The 16,230-nt window shown below is 45.6% G+C and carries 15 protein-coding genes; 9 read left to right on the forward strand and 6 right to left on the reverse strand.

Features of this window, described 5'->3' with window-relative positions:
• Nucleotides 1–53: 53 nt before the first annotated feature.
• On the reverse strand, nucleotides 54–638 hold the full coding sequence (locus tag DYH48_RS02140) for a peptidylprolyl isomerase (protein ID WP_012588510.1): 585 nt from the start codon (nucleotides 636–638) through the stop codon (nucleotides 54–56).
• Between the two features lie 29 nt (nucleotides 639–667).
• The gene (locus DYH48_RS02145; RefSeq protein ID WP_006080278.1) at nucleotides 668–1,234 is read right to left on the reverse strand and encodes a YajG family lipoprotein; all 567 of its coding nucleotides are present in this window, start codon (nucleotides 1,232–1,234) and stop codon (nucleotides 668–670) included.
• 146 nt (nucleotides 1,235–1,380) lie between these two features.
• Here DYH48_RS02145 and DYH48_RS02150 point away from each other — a divergent pair, with 146 nt between their 5' ends.
• The 9 genes from DYH48_RS02150 to DYH48_RS02190 all read left to right on the forward strand — a co-directional run bounded on the left by DYH48_RS02150 (nucleotide 1,381) and on the right by DYH48_RS02190 (nucleotide 9,722).
• On the forward strand, nucleotides 1,381–1,944 hold the full coding sequence (locus DYH48_RS02150) for a porin family protein (RefSeq protein ID WP_115333926.1): 564 nt from the start codon (nucleotides 1,381–1,383) through the stop codon (nucleotides 1,942–1,944).
• Between the two features lie 243 nt (nucleotides 1,945–2,187).
• Entirely contained in the window at nucleotides 2,188–3,219 is a 1,032-nt protein-coding gene (locus DYH48_RS02155; RefSeq protein WP_115333927.1) for a DUF2804 domain-containing protein, read from the forward strand.
• Between the two features lie 142 nt (nucleotides 3,220–3,361).
• Nucleotides 3,362–4,228 (forward strand): sterol desaturase family protein, encoded by an 867-nt coding sequence (locus DYH48_RS02160; RefSeq protein WP_115333928.1) that lies wholly within the window; start codon nucleotides 3,362–3,364, stop codon nucleotides 4,226–4,228.
• A 169-nt stretch (nucleotides 4,229–4,397) separates the two neighbouring features.
• Nucleotides 4,398–5,021, forward strand: a complete 624-nt coding sequence (locus tag DYH48_RS02165; RefSeq protein ID WP_006080282.1) for a hypothetical protein — start codon at nucleotides 4,398–4,400, stop codon at nucleotides 5,019–5,021.
• 198 nt (nucleotides 5,022–5,219) lie between these two features.
• On the forward strand, nucleotides 5,220–6,611 hold the full coding sequence (mpl, locus tag DYH48_RS02170) for a UDP-N-acetylmuramate:L-alanyl-gamma-D-glutamyl-meso-diaminopimelate ligase (RefSeq protein ID WP_115333929.1): 1,392 nt from the start codon (nucleotides 5,220–5,222) through the stop codon (nucleotides 6,609–6,611).
• Nucleotide 6,612: 1 nt separating this feature from the next.
• The gene (locus DYH48_RS02175; protein WP_115333930.1) at nucleotides 6,613–7,272 is read left to right on the forward strand and encodes a flavin prenyltransferase UbiX; all 660 of its coding nucleotides are present in this window, start codon (nucleotides 6,613–6,615) and stop codon (nucleotides 7,270–7,272) included.
• A gap of 7 nt (nucleotides 7,273–7,279) precedes the next feature.
• A complete protein-coding gene (gene hpt / locus DYH48_RS02180) occupies nucleotides 7,280–7,810 on the forward strand; it encodes a hypoxanthine phosphoribosyltransferase (protein ID WP_011845844.1) in 531 nt (176 codons plus the stop codon).
• A 206-nt stretch (nucleotides 7,811–8,016) separates the two neighbouring features.
• Nucleotides 8,017–8,955, forward strand: a complete 939-nt coding sequence (locus DYH48_RS02185) for an ABC transporter ATP-binding protein (RefSeq protein ID WP_071938544.1) — start codon at nucleotides 8,017–8,019, stop codon at nucleotides 8,953–8,955.
• A complete protein-coding gene (locus tag DYH48_RS02190; protein WP_006080287.1) occupies nucleotides 8,952–9,722 on the forward strand; it encodes an ABC transporter permease in 771 nt (256 codons plus the stop codon). Before DYH48_RS02185 ends, DYH48_RS02190 begins: the two co-directional genes overlap by 4 nt.
• Nucleotides 9,723–9,768: 46 nt before the next feature.
• Here DYH48_RS02190 and DYH48_RS02195 read toward each other — a convergent pair.
• From DYH48_RS02195 to rluA, 4 genes are all read right to left on the reverse strand, one after another.
• Nucleotides 9,769–10,997, reverse strand: a protein-coding gene (locus tag DYH48_RS02195; RefSeq protein ID WP_115333931.1) for an IS3-like element ISSba4 family transposase whose coding sequence is annotated in 2 segments (ribosomal slippage) — nucleotides 9,769–10,646 and nucleotides 10,646–10,997 — 1,230 coding nt in all. Because the reading frame shifts where the segments join, the coding sequence is not laid out codon by codon here.
• Between the two features lie 94 nt (nucleotides 10,998–11,091).
• A complete protein-coding gene (locus tag DYH48_RS02200; RefSeq protein ID WP_012588502.1) occupies nucleotides 11,092–14,730 on the reverse strand; it encodes a S8 family serine peptidase in 3,639 nt (1,212 codons plus the stop codon).
• 205 nt (nucleotides 14,731–14,935) lie between these two features.
• Nucleotides 14,936–15,397, reverse strand: a complete 462-nt coding sequence (asnC, locus tag DYH48_RS02205) for a transcriptional regulator AsnC (RefSeq protein ID WP_006080290.1) — start codon at nucleotides 15,395–15,397, stop codon at nucleotides 14,936–14,938.
• Nucleotides 15,398–15,492: 95 nt separating this feature from the next.
• Entirely contained in the window at nucleotides 15,493–16,170 is a 678-nt protein-coding gene (gene rluA / locus DYH48_RS02210; protein WP_115333932.1) for a bifunctional tRNA pseudouridine(32) synthase/23S rRNA pseudouridine(746) synthase RluA, read from the reverse strand.
• Nucleotides 16,171–16,230: the final 60 nt, after the last annotated feature.

Genomic DNA, 16,230 nt, shown 5'->3' on the forward strand with positions numbered 1-16,230 from the left:
GCTGTAACAGTATAGATGCAAAATTAGCGCTTTTGCTCGAAATTATTTTTGGATTACTGTTTAGGTAATAACTTAGCGGTTTTCAATATGATAGGTGTCACAGGGACATCAGGCCAATTGAGCTTAGTGTTCGTGCCTGTCTCAACGACAGCCATAGCTTCTAGGACAGTTTTACCTTCAATCACCTCACCAAATACGGCATAACCCCAACGGCGTTTGGATGGGTCGAGCTTAGTATTGTCGGCCACGTTGAAGTAGAACTGGCGTGTGGCTGAGTGCGGCTCGTTTTCCCGCGCCATGGCGATAGTGCCTATGCTGTTGGTGAGGCCATTTCCTGATTCGTTGACTATCGGCTTGCCGTCTGGCAACTCTTCATACTTAGGGGTGAGTCCACCGCCTTGCACCACAAAGTCACTGATCACACGGTGAAATATCGTGTTGTCGTATTCGCCTTTGACGACATAGGTTAAAAAGTTATCGACAGTGATAGGTGCGCGTGTTCTATCTAGTTCGACCACTATTTTGCCTAAGCTAGTGTCAAACTCGACTCTGGGATACAAGGTATCGGCCTGAATGTCGAGTGCGAAGCTATTGTGACTCATAAAGAGAAATAAGAGGGCTGATATCCAACGGAGCATATTGATTTCCTTATAATAAACTGACGCTGTTATTGTTGTAGAAACTGATTAAGCTCAGGATCATTGAGAATTTCACCTGTGAGTTGGCCGAGTAATTTATTCATATCCAGCTCTAAGGTCGCAAAATCGGGCGTTAAAGGGCCTTTCAAGGTGCCTTTTGCCTTATAGCGTTTAACCAGTTCTTGGGTTGAGTTTTTGGCTTGCACTGCGATTAACACACTGTGTTTTGCCTCATAGCCAAAAGTCTTTTTAGTGACATCCATTTGCAATTCTTCTAATTGAATTTGCACTGAATTAGTCGCGCTAGGATCGATTTGATAACCCGCTTGGCTAAAGCCGGCGCGGAATACTTCATCGAGCAGCAATTTAGGCGGTTCACTCGGGCCGACCAAACGTGTTTTTGTCCCTTCTTCAATAAAGCGCGCCACGTAATCGACGGTGCGTGTATCGACGGTTTCAAGAGAGATAGGAACACGTTGTGCAGTTTGTTGGCTGATATTGGGCACTTGGGGACTGAAAGCCATATGAGTCGGATTTTGGCTGGCACAGCCCGCGAACAGCAGGGGAAAAGTCAAAGTCAGTAATAGCCGTTTCATGGGATCTCTCGTACAAGTAAAAGTGGCTACAGCATACCAGAAATCACTTTTGATGCCACAGAACACCTCGATTCAGTTGGAGTACAGCTTTTAGTGATAATATCCAGCGTTCACTATGGGTTAGTTCATTTCTTTAGGTGCAAAATATGCCAAAACTGTCGTTAATTTCGTTCATTGTGGGCCTGACACTGGCGTCAAGCATCATGAGCACCAATGCATTCGCGGGGGATTCTGCCCATATACTCGGCGGCAGTTTAGGTTACGGTAGCCAAGAGTTTGAAACTAAGAATGGTAAATATGATGCCGGTGACACCCTGAGTGGCGACTTATATTACCGTTATATGCTCAACGAGCATTTTGGGGTTGAAGCGGGTTATTTAGCTGGTTCCGGTGGTGTTGCGAGTGCGCTTGTCAGTATTATCAGCGAGATAAAAAACTTGAGTTATAACGGTGTTAGAACCACAGCCTACGGAGAGTATGCGTTGTCTCGCGGTAACAGCCTTTATGCCAAGCTGGGCGCTGCCTACACTCAAGTGAGCTATGAGATGGATAAGCAGGAGATGGACTCGAACGATGTCGGCTTTTATGGCGCGGTTGGTTGGCAATATCGCTTTAAGTCAGGATTCGGTTTGAATTTGGAATATGAATATCTTCCGATGAAGGAGTTAGAGTTGCAGGGGATCAACTTTGGAATGAGCTATCGATTCTAGTCCTGCTTAGCATCTAGCATCTAGCATCTAGCATCTAGCATCTAGCATTAAAGCGCCTTTGGGCGCTTTTTCGTTTTATAACCTAGGATGTTAAAGCATTAAGCAGAATATTGGCTGGCAACAAAATGACAACATTTTGACCTTGCACTCTTTTAATGCAAAGGGGGACGGGTTAGAGTAAAAATTCGATGTTTAGAATGAGAGAGCACAGATGCTCCCGCGTTATTTCTGTAAGGCTTAGTCATGTTAACGATAGCAACGCAAATTGCCCCAGATAGCCTGATCAATCCGAAGGGGTTACCCCATTTCGGCCATTTCGATGGCATAGTCAAAACCTTAGGTTTAGCGGACTTTGTTTATTTCGATACTATGGATAAACCCGCTTCAGCGTGGGCCAAGCATTTCGATTATAAACAATTTCAGTTTGTCTCTTTGGTCACGCCGCGTTATGTCCTTGGCATTGCGCTCGCCGATATTGCTTACGTCGGCAGTGCGTTTTGTTATTTATACGACATAAAAACCAACACTCTCACCCAGCTTGATTGGCTAAAACCTTTAAGATTTGGCTATCAGATGACGCCATCGCCAGCCGAGGGGCGAAGTAGTATTGGCCGTAAAGGAGCGCAGTTAAGCTTTGAGATTGTAGAGGGCGGTTGGCGGTTAATCATTGATACTAAAAATATTCAAGCCGATGTGACTTTGCACTCAGCTCCCTTAAGTTTGCCTATGGCCATGTGTAGTCCTACGGGATACAACGGCTGGACTTACACACAAAAGCATAATGGTTTGACGGTTAAAGGTAGTTTGATTGTAGCCCATGAGCCGCAGCCGCTGAATCACGCTTTAGCTGGTTATGATTTTTCGGCGGGTTACATGCGCCGCGATACCAGTTGGCGCTGGGCGTCGATCAACGCGCGGATCCATGAGGGCATTATGGGGCTTAATTTAGCTGCTGGCGTCAATGAAACCGGCGCTACTGAAAATGTCTTTTGGATTAATGGCGAGCGTCATTTACTCGGGCCAGTGCAATTTGAATTTGATCGACACGCCACGCTCGGCGCCGAGGTTTGGCGAGTCTACAGTCAAAATGGCCAAGTGGATTTACAGTTCGCGGCGCGCAATTGTCGCAGTGAAAAGCGTAACTTGCTCTTGCTTAAGAGTAATTTTCGCCAATTCATCGGTCATTTCAGCGGCACGATTACTGATAATCAAGGGCGCAGTTACCAGTTGAATAATGTGCTGGGACTTGCCGAAGATCACTATGCCCGCTGGTAACCGAATGCGGGTCGTCAAACGCGACTAACCGACCGCGGTTGTCTGTGTTGTGGCGTTTAAAGCCGTTTATAAAATTCGCTCAGAATCGATATAAAAACACTAAAAATAATCATAAAACAACAAGAGAACAGGACGACCTTATATGGATATCGCCTCGCTGATCCAGCACCCCGAAGTGTTACTGCTCGTGCTCGCGCCGCTGTTTTTCGTGTGTATTTTGCTGGAATGGTATTTTGGTGATAAAAGACAAAAACTACCGTTGAGTGCTCGCTATCGCGGCCAAGAAGTGCTGTGTAATTTTAGCCTCGCGGCCATGCATCAAGGCGCCGATCTGCTCACTGGCTTGTTGATCGCTAAGCTGTATCTAGCGATGTTTGGTTGGAAGTTATTCGATATTGAAATGGGCCCATTAAGCTTTATTGCCTTGATGGTTGCGCAGGACTTTTGTTATTACTGGTTCCACAGGGCGAGCCATAGAGTGCGCTGGATGTGGGCGGCTCACGTGGTGCACCATAGCTCTGAGAATATGAATTTTAGCACGGCGTTTCGCCAGAGTTTAATGTATCCCTTTGCGGGCATGTGGTTATTTTGGTTGCCGCTGGTGGTCATAGGTTTCGACCCAAACTGGGTGGTATTTGTGGTATTACTCAATCTGGGATTGCAATTTTTTGTGCATACCCAAGCGATTAAATCACTCGGACCGCTGGAATGGGTCTTTAATACACCGTCACATCACAGGGTGCACCACGGTCGTAATCCCCAATATATAGATAAAAACTATGCGGGCGTGCTGATTATTTGGGACAAGCTGTTTGGCACTTTTGAGCCCGAAGTGGAGACAGTGATTTACGGTATCACTAAGCCTGTAAATAGTTTTAATCCCCTTAAAGTGACGTTTAGCGAATGGCGAGACATGTTTGCTGAGGTCACCGCGACAGGCTTGAGTGTTAAACAACGACTACGTATCTTGTTTGCTCCGCCTTCCAGCAGTTTAAAAAGCGAGGAATAACAATCCACTGCATTTTCCAAGTTAAATAGCGCAAATGGCTAATAGAGTCTTGAATTTAGCCTTGCTAGCCTATATTCCGTTTTTTGCCACTGTTTTGGTGTAAAAATGTACAATCCCATACTTTGGTGGTACTTTTTGGGATAAGGAATTTAACTTGGGAGGACTTATCATGATGGATGAACCTCGATTATCCGCGGAGGAGCTTGCTTGTTTTAGCGAACTTTTTTCGCCGACTCGTGTGGGCACTGCCTTGACTAACGATCCCCTGGTCAATCACGTGCTCACAGTCACAACTGAAGTGCCGCAAGTTATCGCCTCGATTCTCGGTAAGGCAAAACTCACTCTATTAGCCGAAGTCGGGCCCTATAAACTCTGGTTTCCGCTACTGATGAAAGTGGATGACTTTGGACAGTTTCAACCCACTTTAGGCGTGCCTGAAGTGCTCGATGCCTCGGGAGTAGAACGCAGTTGGCGGTTAACCCAAGCCGATGATGTGTGGATATTCGACCACGATCAAGGTGAGCAATGGTCTGTTGCCTCGTTATCCAGTTCTGGCATGGCCATTCGCGCTAAATCACAGCAGCAATTTAAGCAATTGCTAGGCAGTAAAGATCTGCAATTGCAACTGCCCAATGGCGAGACTATGCGCGTCGATATCGAGCCTATTCGTAGCGAGAAAGGTCTGGCCTTCGTTAAGTTTCAGGCTGAAACCGAAGAGCGCGAAGCGTTACGTCAATTCTTATTTAGTCGTCACCGCAGTCAGCACGCTCAGCTCTACCGTGACTTACGTTAGTACCTGCATTGCAACAGTTTTCGACCTTGTGTTAGTTTTCCTGTTATCTAAAAATCTCAGTTCTGCAACTCGAATGTGAAATCCACGGATTTAAAAACTGCCATTTGCGATTGCAGTGCTTTTCGCCGATTGTTACCTGCCAATCTGTCGCCCGATGGATTAGAATGGCGTTGAATTCAAAACATCAGAGCGAGCGGTATGCACGTACATATTTTAGGAATTTGTGGAACCTTCATGGGTGGTCTAGCGTTATTGGCTAGGGCAAAAGGGCACAGAGTGACGGGCTCGGATGCCAATGTCTATCCTCCAATGAGCACGCAACTAGAGGACCAAGGCATTGAGCTTATTCAAGGTTTTGATCCCAGCCAGCTGGGTGAAGCAGGGCATTATCCTGACTTAGTTGTCATTGGTAATGCCATGAGCCGGGGTAATCCCTGCGTGGAAGCCGTGTTGAACATTGGCATCCCTTATACCTCTGGCCCGCAGTTTTTAGCCGATCATATTTTGCCTGAGCGTTGGGTACTGGCAGTGTCTGGCACTCACGGTAAAACCTCGACTTCTAGCATGTTAGCCTGGATTTTAGATGATTGTGGTTATGAGCCTGGGTTCTTAATTGGTGGTGTACCGCAAAACTTTGGTGTGTCGGCGCGTTTAGGCAAGACGGCTTTTTTTGTGGTTGAGGCCGACGAATACGACAGTGCCTTCTTCGATAAACGTTCGAAATTCGTGCATTATCATCCACGTACCTTAGTGATCAACAATCTTGAGTTCGATCATGCCGATATTTTTGCCGATCTGGCTGCGATTCAAAAACAGTTTAATCATTTAGTTCGCACTGTACCTGGCGAGGGAAAGATCGTTTGGCCTGCCGATTCCCATGCTGTTAAGCAGACGATTGATATGGGTTGCTGGAGCGAGCAAGAAACCTATCATTTAGCCGAATCGAGCAGCGGTTGGTATGGCAAAGCCTTAAGTGATGATTGTCATCGCTTTGAAGTGTTTTTTGATGGTGAGTCCCAAGGCATTCTCGAATGGGATTTGATTGGTCAGCACAATATTGAAAACGCCATGATGGCCATTGCTGCTGCGCGTCACGTGGGCGTTAAGCCGAGTGCTGCAATTGAAGCCTTAGCTAAGTTTATGCCACCTAAACGTCGACTCGAATTACTCGGAACCGTTAACGGTGTGAGCGTATACGACGACTTTGCCCACCATCCAACGGCGATTGCGACCACGTTAAAAGGCATGCGGGCTAAGGTCGGTCAGAGCAAGATTACTGTAGTACTCGAGCCGCGCTCAAACACTATGAAGAGCGGTGTCCATAAAGACACTTTAGCTTTTTCTATGATGCAAGCCGACGAAGCCTTTTTATATCAAGCCGATACCATCGACTGGAATATGAAAGAAGCCATGGAAGCGGCGGTGATCCCTGTGACTGTGTTACATCAAATTGATGATGTGGTCGCCAAAGTGGCGGCGACGTCCAAAGCGGGTGACACCATAGTGGTGATGAGTAACGGTGGCTTTGGCGGGTTACATAAGAAGTTATTGGCCGCATTAGAGCTACGTTCAACTGCAGAGCAGGTTTAAGATGAGCTACACAAAGTCGACAAAGGCGATTAGCTTAGCTTGGACAGGTGCCTCGGGTGCACCTTATGGGCTTAAGTTACTCGAGTGTCTATTGGTATCGGGTTATCAAGTGTTTTTGATGATCTCCAGTGCCGCTCGGGTAGTATTAGCGACTGAACACGGTTTGCAGTTAAGCGCCAACAGCGACAAAGCCCATGCTCAGCTGTTGGCTTTGCTGCACGAAAAAGCCGTGATTATTACTGGCGAATTAGTGGTATTAGGCAAAGATGAGTGGTTTTCACCGCCTGCATCGGGCAGCGCCGCACCTAAACAAATGGTGATTTGCCCTTGCTCGACGGGGACGTTAGCGGCAGTGGCTACCGGAATGAGTAATAATTTACTCGAACGCGCCGCCGATGTGGTGATTAAAGAGCGCGGCCAACTTATCTTAGTGCCGAGGGAAACTCCTTTTAGCGCCATACACTTAGAGCATATGTTGAGTCTTTCTCGCCTCGGCGCGACCATTATGCCCGCTGCCCCCGGTTTTTATCACAATCCCAAATCGGTTGAAGATCTGGTAGACTTCATGGTCGCTCGAATTCTCGATCATTTGGGCGTTGACCATGCATTAACGAGTCGCTGGGGTTATGACAAACAGTCTAACCGCGACCTCGACAATTGAGACTTATATGAAACACACCACCGAAGTGATGATCTCTGCAGAAGAGATAAGCCAGAAATTGGATCAAATGGCCGAGCTAATCAATGCCCATTATGCCCACAGCGAACGTCTGCTGATGGTAGGCTTGTTAAAAGGCTCAGTGGTCTTTATGGCTGACCTGTGTCGCCGAATTAAAGGCCATGTTGAAATCGATTTTATGTCGGTTTCCAGTTATGGCAATGCTATGACCAGCTCACGGGATGTGAAAGTGCTGAAAGATGTGCAATCAGATATCGCCGGTCGCGATGTATTGATTGTGGAAGACTTGATTGACTCAGGTAACACCTTAAGCAAAGTGCGCGAGATGTTGTTACTGCGCGAGCCTAAGAGCCTTGCACTGTGCACCCTGCTAGATAAACCTGAACGTCGTGAAGTGGATGTGAAGGTCGATTTTATCGGTTTCACTATCCCTGATGAGTTTATCGTGGGTTATGGTATTGATTATGCAGAGCAATATCGCAATCTACCTTACATCGCGAAAGTCGTGCCACTCGATTAAGTGTCCGATACCGTTTAAAACTCCCGCAACAGGCGGGAGTTTTGCTTTTTACGGTTATATAAAAAATAGTATAAATAATTGAACCATTAAAGATTGGTTTTTCAATCGATTAGCTAATTTTTTGCTTTAGTTCTGCAACCCATCATTGTAATTGTGTTTTTTAGCACCATCTTATTACTTTCTAATGTGTAAGGATCGGTACAAATATGGCGAATATTACCCATGCTCTGGTACTCGAAGGGCTTAAAAAAACCTATAAAGGCGGTGTCGAAGCGGTCAAAGGCATCAGCCTCACCGTCAATCAAGGGGATTTCTTTGCCTTGCTCGGCCCCAATGGTGCGGGTAAATCCACCACGATTGGTATTATTAGCTCCTTAGTGCAGAAGAGTTCAGGTTCGGTCAAAGTCTTTGATTATGATATCGATAAGCAGCTAGAACACGCCAAGCTTTGTATTGGTCTAGTGCCGCAAGAGTTTAACTTCAACCAGTTTGAAACCGTACTGCAAATCGTGGTGAATCAAGCGGGTTACTATGGTGTGCCTAAGCCTGTTGCCCTTGAGCGCGCCAAAAAATACTTAAGCCAACTGGATTTGTGGGAAAAACGTAATAGCCAATCGCGGGAATTATCCGGCGGTATGAAGCGACGGTTAATGATCGCCCGCGCCCTGATGCACGAACCTAAGTTGTTGATTTTAGATGAGCCTACCGCAGGCGTGGATATTGAACTGCGTCGCTCTATGTGGGAGTTCCTCAAACAAATTAATCAGCAAGGCGTGACGATCATCCTGACCACCCATTACCTTGAAGAGGCTGAAATGCTTTGCCGTAATATCGGCATTATCGACAAAGGCATTTTAGTGGAATGCACTAGCATGAAGGCGCTGCTGAGTAAGCTGAATATGGAGACGTTTATTCTCGATCTGCGTCGCGATACATCAACGGCACCAGTACTCGATGGCATGGCTTGTCGCTTAACTGACTCTCATACCTTAGAGGTGGATGTGGTTAAAGAGCAAAATCTCAACGATGTCTTTAGCCAATTAAGTGCGGCCAATATAGAAGTGCTATCTATGCGTAACAAGTCTAATCGCTTAGAAGAACTCTTCGTCGAACTCGTGAAGAAAACTCAGGGAGTCTCTGCATGAACCAGCTCTACTTTATCGCCTTTAAAAGCATCTTAAGCAAAGAAATCAATCGTTTTACGCGAATTTGGATCCAGACTTTAGTGCCGCCTGCGATTACCATGACCTTGTATTTTTTGATTTTTGGTAACTTAGTTGGCAGCCGAATTGGAGAGATGGGCGGCGTATCTTATATGGAGTTTATCGCCCCAGGTTTGATCATGATGTCAGTGATCACTAACTCTTACTCGAACGTGGCGAGCTCATTCTACAGTGCTAAGTTTCAACGCAATTTAGAAGAGCTGATGGTGGCTCCTGTGCCCCATTATGTGTTGATTGCTGGCTATGTTGGTGGCGGTGTGGCGCGCGGTTTATGTGTCGGCCTAATAGTGACGCTTGTGGCCATGTTCTTCGTCGACATTAGCTTGCATCATGCCGGTTTAGTGGTAATGACAGTGTTTTTAACCTCAGTGCTATTCTCCTTAGGCGGCTTGATTAACGCTGTTTTTGCTAAAAGTTTCGATGATATCAGTATCATCCCTACTTTTGTACTTACCCCATTAACTTACCTTGGCGGGGTATTTTACTCGCTGTCACTCTTGCCCCCTTTCTGGCAAGGCGTGTCGGCACTCAACCCTGTGGTCTATATGATCAACGTGTTCCGCTATGGTTTTTTAGGTTTCGCCGACATCAGCGTGCCACTATCCATCGCCATTATGATCGGTTTCTGTGTCGCCCTATGGACCTTAGCGTATTATCTAGTTTCACGGGGAATTGGGTTACGTTCGTAAACATATTTATTGAGAGCTGTCCCGTCCTAAGATAGGTTGACAGTTTCTAGGCCAGCTCCAGTAGCTGGCCTTTTCTATTATGCACCTGATTGGGTGTTTCCATATCCAAACTCAGATGCGGTCTCATTTCGTTGTATATCGCTATCGATTCTCTAACAAGTCTCTTCAGCTCTTCCAGCGTTTTACACCGGTAGAGTAAAAACTCCTGCTTCAGGATCCCGTTTACTCGTTCTGCTAACGCATTTTGATAGCAATCATAACCGTCTGTCATCGACGGCTGAATATGGTTGGCCTGCAGTTCATCTTGATAAACGGCTGAGCAGTATTGCGAACCTCGGTCTGAGTGATGGACCGCATTAGCGCTATAGCGCTTATCTTTGACCGCCATTTTCAGTGCTTTCACTACGCTTTCTGCTTTCATGTCCGTACTCAAGTGATGACCGACTATCTTACGTGACGCGGCATCAGTCACTAGTGACAAATAGTGCACGCCTTGGTCTGATTCGAGATAAGTGATATCGCTGACCAGTACATGCTCGGCATCGTGTAGTCCCTCTTCCTTCAGCAGGTTGGGATGCTTCTTCATCCAATGCTTGCTGAATGTCGTTTTTGTGAAGCTTCTCTTGGGCTTAACTAGCAAGCCTTCACTTCTCAAGTAGGTAAAGAACCCGTCTCGCCCGAGTTTGATATCATGTTCAACCAGCTTAGGCTGTATCAAAGTATAGAGCTTACGCGTCCCCAATCGTGGCATATAGTTACGCCAATATTGGACCCAGTCTTTGATGACCGATAGCTCAGTGCTTCGGCTCGCCATTCGGGCGACAGCCTGATAAATACCTTGCCGTGAAATACCGACAGCGCGACACGCAACGGCAAGGTTTATTTTGCTTTGGGTTTTGGCTTGCCAGAGATACCGGATAAGTACTTTTTTCTGAGGCCGGCTCCGTATTCATTGTCCATGATATCGACCATACCATTGAGAATTTGGTTACGCAGTTTCGCTTCGGCTAACTCACGTTCAAGGCGCTTGATAGTTTCGGCTGGGGTTTCTTTTGAAGGAGGCATAAGGGGATGCTGAAAGAGTTTCGACCAATCGAGTTTACCATGCTTTCTCAGCCAGACGAGTACCGTTGTTTTCCCCTGAATGCCAAAACGAGTCTGCGCTTGCTTGTAAGTCATTTCGCCTTTTTCAACACGTTCAACAACGCCTAATTTAAAAGCTAAGGTGTAATCGCGTTGAGTACGCTTACGGCTTGAGTTACTTGATGTTGTCATAAAGAAGTCCTCTTTATGTCAACGTATTTCAGGACGGGACACTTGTTATAAAAAAGGAGGCTAGTTAGCCTCCTTTTTACTGTTTAACTTCTTGTTACTTCATACGACGACGCATTGCCGCCAGAGGTAACAACAAGGCTGTTAACCAACCTAGAGCACCGCCACCAGAACCACCAGAACTAGTTGAAGCACTAGCTTTCACTGTTACAGTTGAAGTTCCAGCATTACTGCTATCTACACCATCAGAAGCAACAACTGTGAATGTATAAACATTATCACCAGCGGGTGCCGTAAAGCCAATTTTTTCTGAGCCATTAACAAAGCTCACTGCTGGACCTGATGTCTGCGTCCAAGTGTATGTTAATGTATCTTTGTCAGCATCTTTGCCATTAGCGAGTAATGCAACATACGAGTTTTCTGTCGCAGTTGCACTGCTAGGTGAAACGGTAGGCTTAGTATTATTAATCATGATAGTAACTTTAGCTGGCGCCGAAGCGTTGCCCATAGTGTCTAGCGCGATAACTTCTACTTCCATCGTTTTGCTTTGTTGATTAATGACTGCGTCAGCACTTAAATGTACAGTACCATCCTTATCGACAGCAACCATGCTGCTGTTAGAGTTCAGAGTGACAAACTCGGAGAATGGACTTGTGATCATGTCAGGGTCTGTTGCAGTTAATTTGCCTAACACACTTCCAGCTGCAGCTCCTTTGTTTACTGAAAGCGTCACGTTGGCTACTGTTGGAGCAGAGTTACCTTCATCTGACGTATTAGCAACAACAGACATTGAGCCTGAATCAGACAAGAACATAAAGCCCATCGCATTATCGCCAACTTGAGCTTCTAAAGTTGCACTTTCTCCCGGTTTTAGTTCAGTGACTTCATTGCCTTCTGCATCAACTAGCATTGCAGAGGTTCCTGAGCCATCAAGCATAAGTGTTGCTACTACGCTGTCTTCATCACCCGATGGAATTGGAGCCCAGTCACTGTCTTCGACACGGAAGCGAACCTTGATAGTCTTACCTAAATCCGCTTGAGTTAAGCCTAAATCTTCAAAACAGGCTTTACTCGTTAGGAAGTCATTACCAGTCACGTGGAATACAGGTTCTAATGTTCCAGACGAAGTACCATATTTAGAAACTAAACCATAGATAGATCTTGGATATGCATCATTGAACCAGTTTAAGTTCGCCGATGCTGCCGTGTAATCCCAAACTCCATCATTGTTGAGATCATAATCGACTGAATAGTTACCCGCTAAAGGATGGATAATAGGATCGCGCATTTGCAGCGTGTTATATATCGCAATACCTGCATCACATGAGCTGCTTAACAACAGTTCACTCGATGCATTCAGCAGGTCGTGACGTCTTGATGAATCAACAGGGCTAGTGGCAATGAGTGGCGCCGTAAATGGATCGGTAATTGAAGTGGCACCTACGTTAGTTAGTGTCCGTACTAAACCATCTGCTGTGACTTCGGTTGCAACTGAAATTGCTGCAGCTGCTTTTGGTAGAATGTGATAAACCAAATGTAGTGCTTTGTCTTCGCCATCCATAAATTGGATTGCACCATCGTATTCTGACAATGTTAATGCAGTAGAAGCGTCAGCAGCAGTCCCATCAAGCTCATAGGATGATGTTAGAGTCCATTCTGGCAGTTTTGTTGGGTCAATTGTTGCTGTAACGTCAAAGTCGACAGTTTGCCCTGCTGGAATCGTTACGCTTGCAGGTACTGCAAAACTTAGCGCACCAGAATCTAAGTCATTCTGGAAGCGCTGGTCGACTTTTAGTGTGTAGGTTTTCTCTGCAGTTGAGAAGTTCTTAACAGAAACAGTTTTAGTAATTGAAGTTGTTTTGTTTAGAGCCAATAAACCAAATGCTAAAGCAGCTTGTTTAGTCTCTTTATTCCAAGCGGCGACAGGAAGATTAACGGCTTTCTCAACATTCACTAATCCTGAACCAATATAACTGATTGGTGCTAGCTCAGTGTCTGGATTGATTTCTTTTGGCTCAAGCGTTACGTCTAAGTTTGCCGCGTTCATAATTGTGGCTTTAATTTCAAACGCGTTGCGATTTGGTAACGCCTCACGAATGATACTAATTGCACCAGCAGTTATTGGACTAGAGAAAGACGTTCCGCTAATTGGGGTTAATCCTTCTCCTAAACCTGGGTGAGCAGTTAATATGTCAGTACCAGGAGCGGTGATCTCTGGCTTTAAAGTACCTGCAATTGAAGGTCCACGTGAAGTAAAGGTTGCAATTGCTCCAGCTGTAGTTACTTCAGTTGATGAAATGCTGAAAGGTACGTCACCTGATCCTAGTGCTGCTTTGATCGCATCACCATCTTCTTTTGAAATCATGACCGATGGAATGGTGATCTTATCGTCCGCTCCTCCCATCACAATAGCACCAGCATTGGCGGCATTGTTTGCCACTATGACGAATGAAGCACCTTTTAATTGTGCATTTAGAACCTTAACGGCGAACCCGCAAACTCCACGATCAATGAGTACCGTTTTACCAGTAAAGTCTTCTGTGTAAGCAACACAACCATTTTGGTTAGTTGAAGGATAAACTATTGGAGCAGTTGTGTTCGTGAAACTGTATGCATTTGATTTATTAAATCCGGCACCAATTGCAGTAATTGATTCACCAACGAGCATTGCATCAACTTTTCCAACTTTAGTTGTTGGATGCGTCATAGCCCCTACTGATAAGGCACTATTGGTAGTACTTGGACCGCCAACAACAAAAGGTGTTGGGCCATCGTTACCAGCAGAAATGACTAAGTTTACGCCAAGTTGAACCATTTCATCGATCAATACTTGAACGGCACCACCGTCAGTATCGCCAAAATCCCCCCCTAAAGACATGTTTACGCTATCAACTCGGTCACTGATATCGCCATCACCATTAGGGTCCATAGCGGCTTCTAGTGCATTAAGCTGTGCAATACCCGAGCAGCCTGAATTACACACTGAATAGACGAGTAACTCTACATCTGGTGCTGTACCAACGACTGAGTGACTAACATGAGTACCGTGGTTAGTTGTAACATCAATAGGGTTCGGGTCGTTATTTACAAAGTCCCAACCACCAATCACTTTACCCTGTGGCCAGTTTGGCATTTCACTTTTTGCTGCAACTGCGGCTTGATAGTCTGCAATTAAACCTGAACCACCAAGAGCCTTATGGGTGTAATCAACACCCGTATCAAGAATTGCAACACGCTGACCTTTGCCTGATGCTACACCTGCTTCGATAACGGCTTTTGCTTTGATGTACTCAGCACTCGCTTCAACATCGAGTTTATAGTCATAGATAGGTAAAATATCTGCAACTTCAGCATTTTTCAGTAAAGTAGTGAGTTTTTTATGATCACCTTGAACAACAATGGAGTTAACCAATTTTGAGGTGGTTGCGACAATCTTAATATCGGCATCCATGCTCTGAATAGCATTTTTAACTTTTGATTGTGAACTTTCGATATTGCTCATTACTGATTGACGATTAAAGCCTTTTAATTGGCTCTGTTGAGCAACAGAAGGAGCTTTAAGTCTTATCATCCAAGCAACGGCTTGTTTTTGCTCATTACTTTCATTCTTTGTAACACTGAGTCCCGCATACTGATCTGCTGTTTGGTTAGTAGTGTTGTACTGGGTTGCAGTGCCAGCAATAGCTGCGCTTGATAATAGTGCAGCGGAGATCGCGATCGATAGTTTTGTCTTCACAACTTCTTCCTTGTCAATTAATGCTTTCAGCACTTTATTAATGTGCTTGTAGCTGAATTGTTATAGTTTTTGCTGCACTCTTTGATGACAGCAATGAAGTTGTAACACAAAAATACCGTATGGTTAACACTTTCGCAGTTAAAAAGATGTTAATCACACTTTGCCATTCGTCGTTCTGTTTGTGTGTGCTTGCTGCTTTTGTAGCCTAAGGCTTAACCGCTCTGACTATTGGGTTTTGTAGGCTGATTAAGGTTTCTGTCGACTGGATTTCATCGATCGATTGAATGCGATTGATGAGTACGTGCTGTAAACCATCGATGGATTGGCACATTACCTTTACGAAAATACTGTAGTTGCCTGTGGTGTAATAGGCTTCGACGACTTCTTCGAGTGCATTGAGTTTGGCTATGGCGGCGGGGTAATCGCCAGCACTTTTAAGATTGATACCGATAAAACAGCAGACGTCATAACCTAAGGCTTTAGGATTTACTGTAATCTGCGCGCCTGTGATGATCCCAGCTTGCTTCATTTTTTCTACCCGAACATGGATAGTGCCCGCGCTCACGCTAAAGCGTTTAGCGAGTTCGGCAAAGGGCGTGCGGGCATCCTGCATTAGGGCTTCGAGGATATGATTATCGAGTTGATCGCGCTGAAATGCGGTATCCATAAATAAACTCTCTATAACGTAATGAATTGTCATAAAGTTACGTTTTTTTATGGGGAATTGCTACCGATTTTGCCCGTCTTAGTTGATTTTAGTGATCATTGTTCGCCCAAAGGCTCACAAAAAGGCACTTCTGCGCTAAAAGTCATACTGACACCCGTGTAGGGATGTTTGATGGTGAGTTCTGCCGCATGCAGTAATAGGCGAGGGGCTAAGGATTTGGCTAATGGGTCGGCATAAAAACCATCGCCTAAGATCGGATGACCGAGCGCCATCATATGTACCCGTAATTGGTGTGAGCGGCCAGTGATTGGCGTGAGTTTCACCAGCGTTGAGCGTTTGGCGCGACTTATTACTTGGTAGTGAGTCAACGACGGTTTGCCCACAAGATGATCGACTTTCTGTTTGGGGCGATTTGGCCAGTCGCAGATCAGCGGATAATCAACACTACCCGTATCATTTTTGATATGACCAGCGACCCTTGCAAAGTAGGTCTTGCTGGTTTCTCTATCGTGGAATTGACGTTTTAATTCACGTTCGGCGCTACGAATAAGGGCGACAACGATCACGCCTGAGGTCGCCATATCGAGGCGGTGGACGATTTGGCTATGGGGATGTTCAGCTTTTACCCGAGCATAGACACTGTCGTAATGGGCAGGATCGCGACCGGGCACAGACAACAATCCCGAAGGTTTGTTTATGACGATAATGTCTTTATCTTGATAAAGAATATCGAGCCAAGGAGTTGTCGGTGGTTGGTAAATAAAATCAGTCATAATGAGGCCTATTCGTCAATGCGCCGCAAAGATACTCTGCTAGGCTTGAGGGTGCAAGTG

The organism is Shewanella baltica, assembly GCF_900456975.1.
Lineage (GTDB): Bacteria > Pseudomonadota > Gammaproteobacteria > Enterobacterales > Shewanellaceae > Shewanella > Shewanella baltica.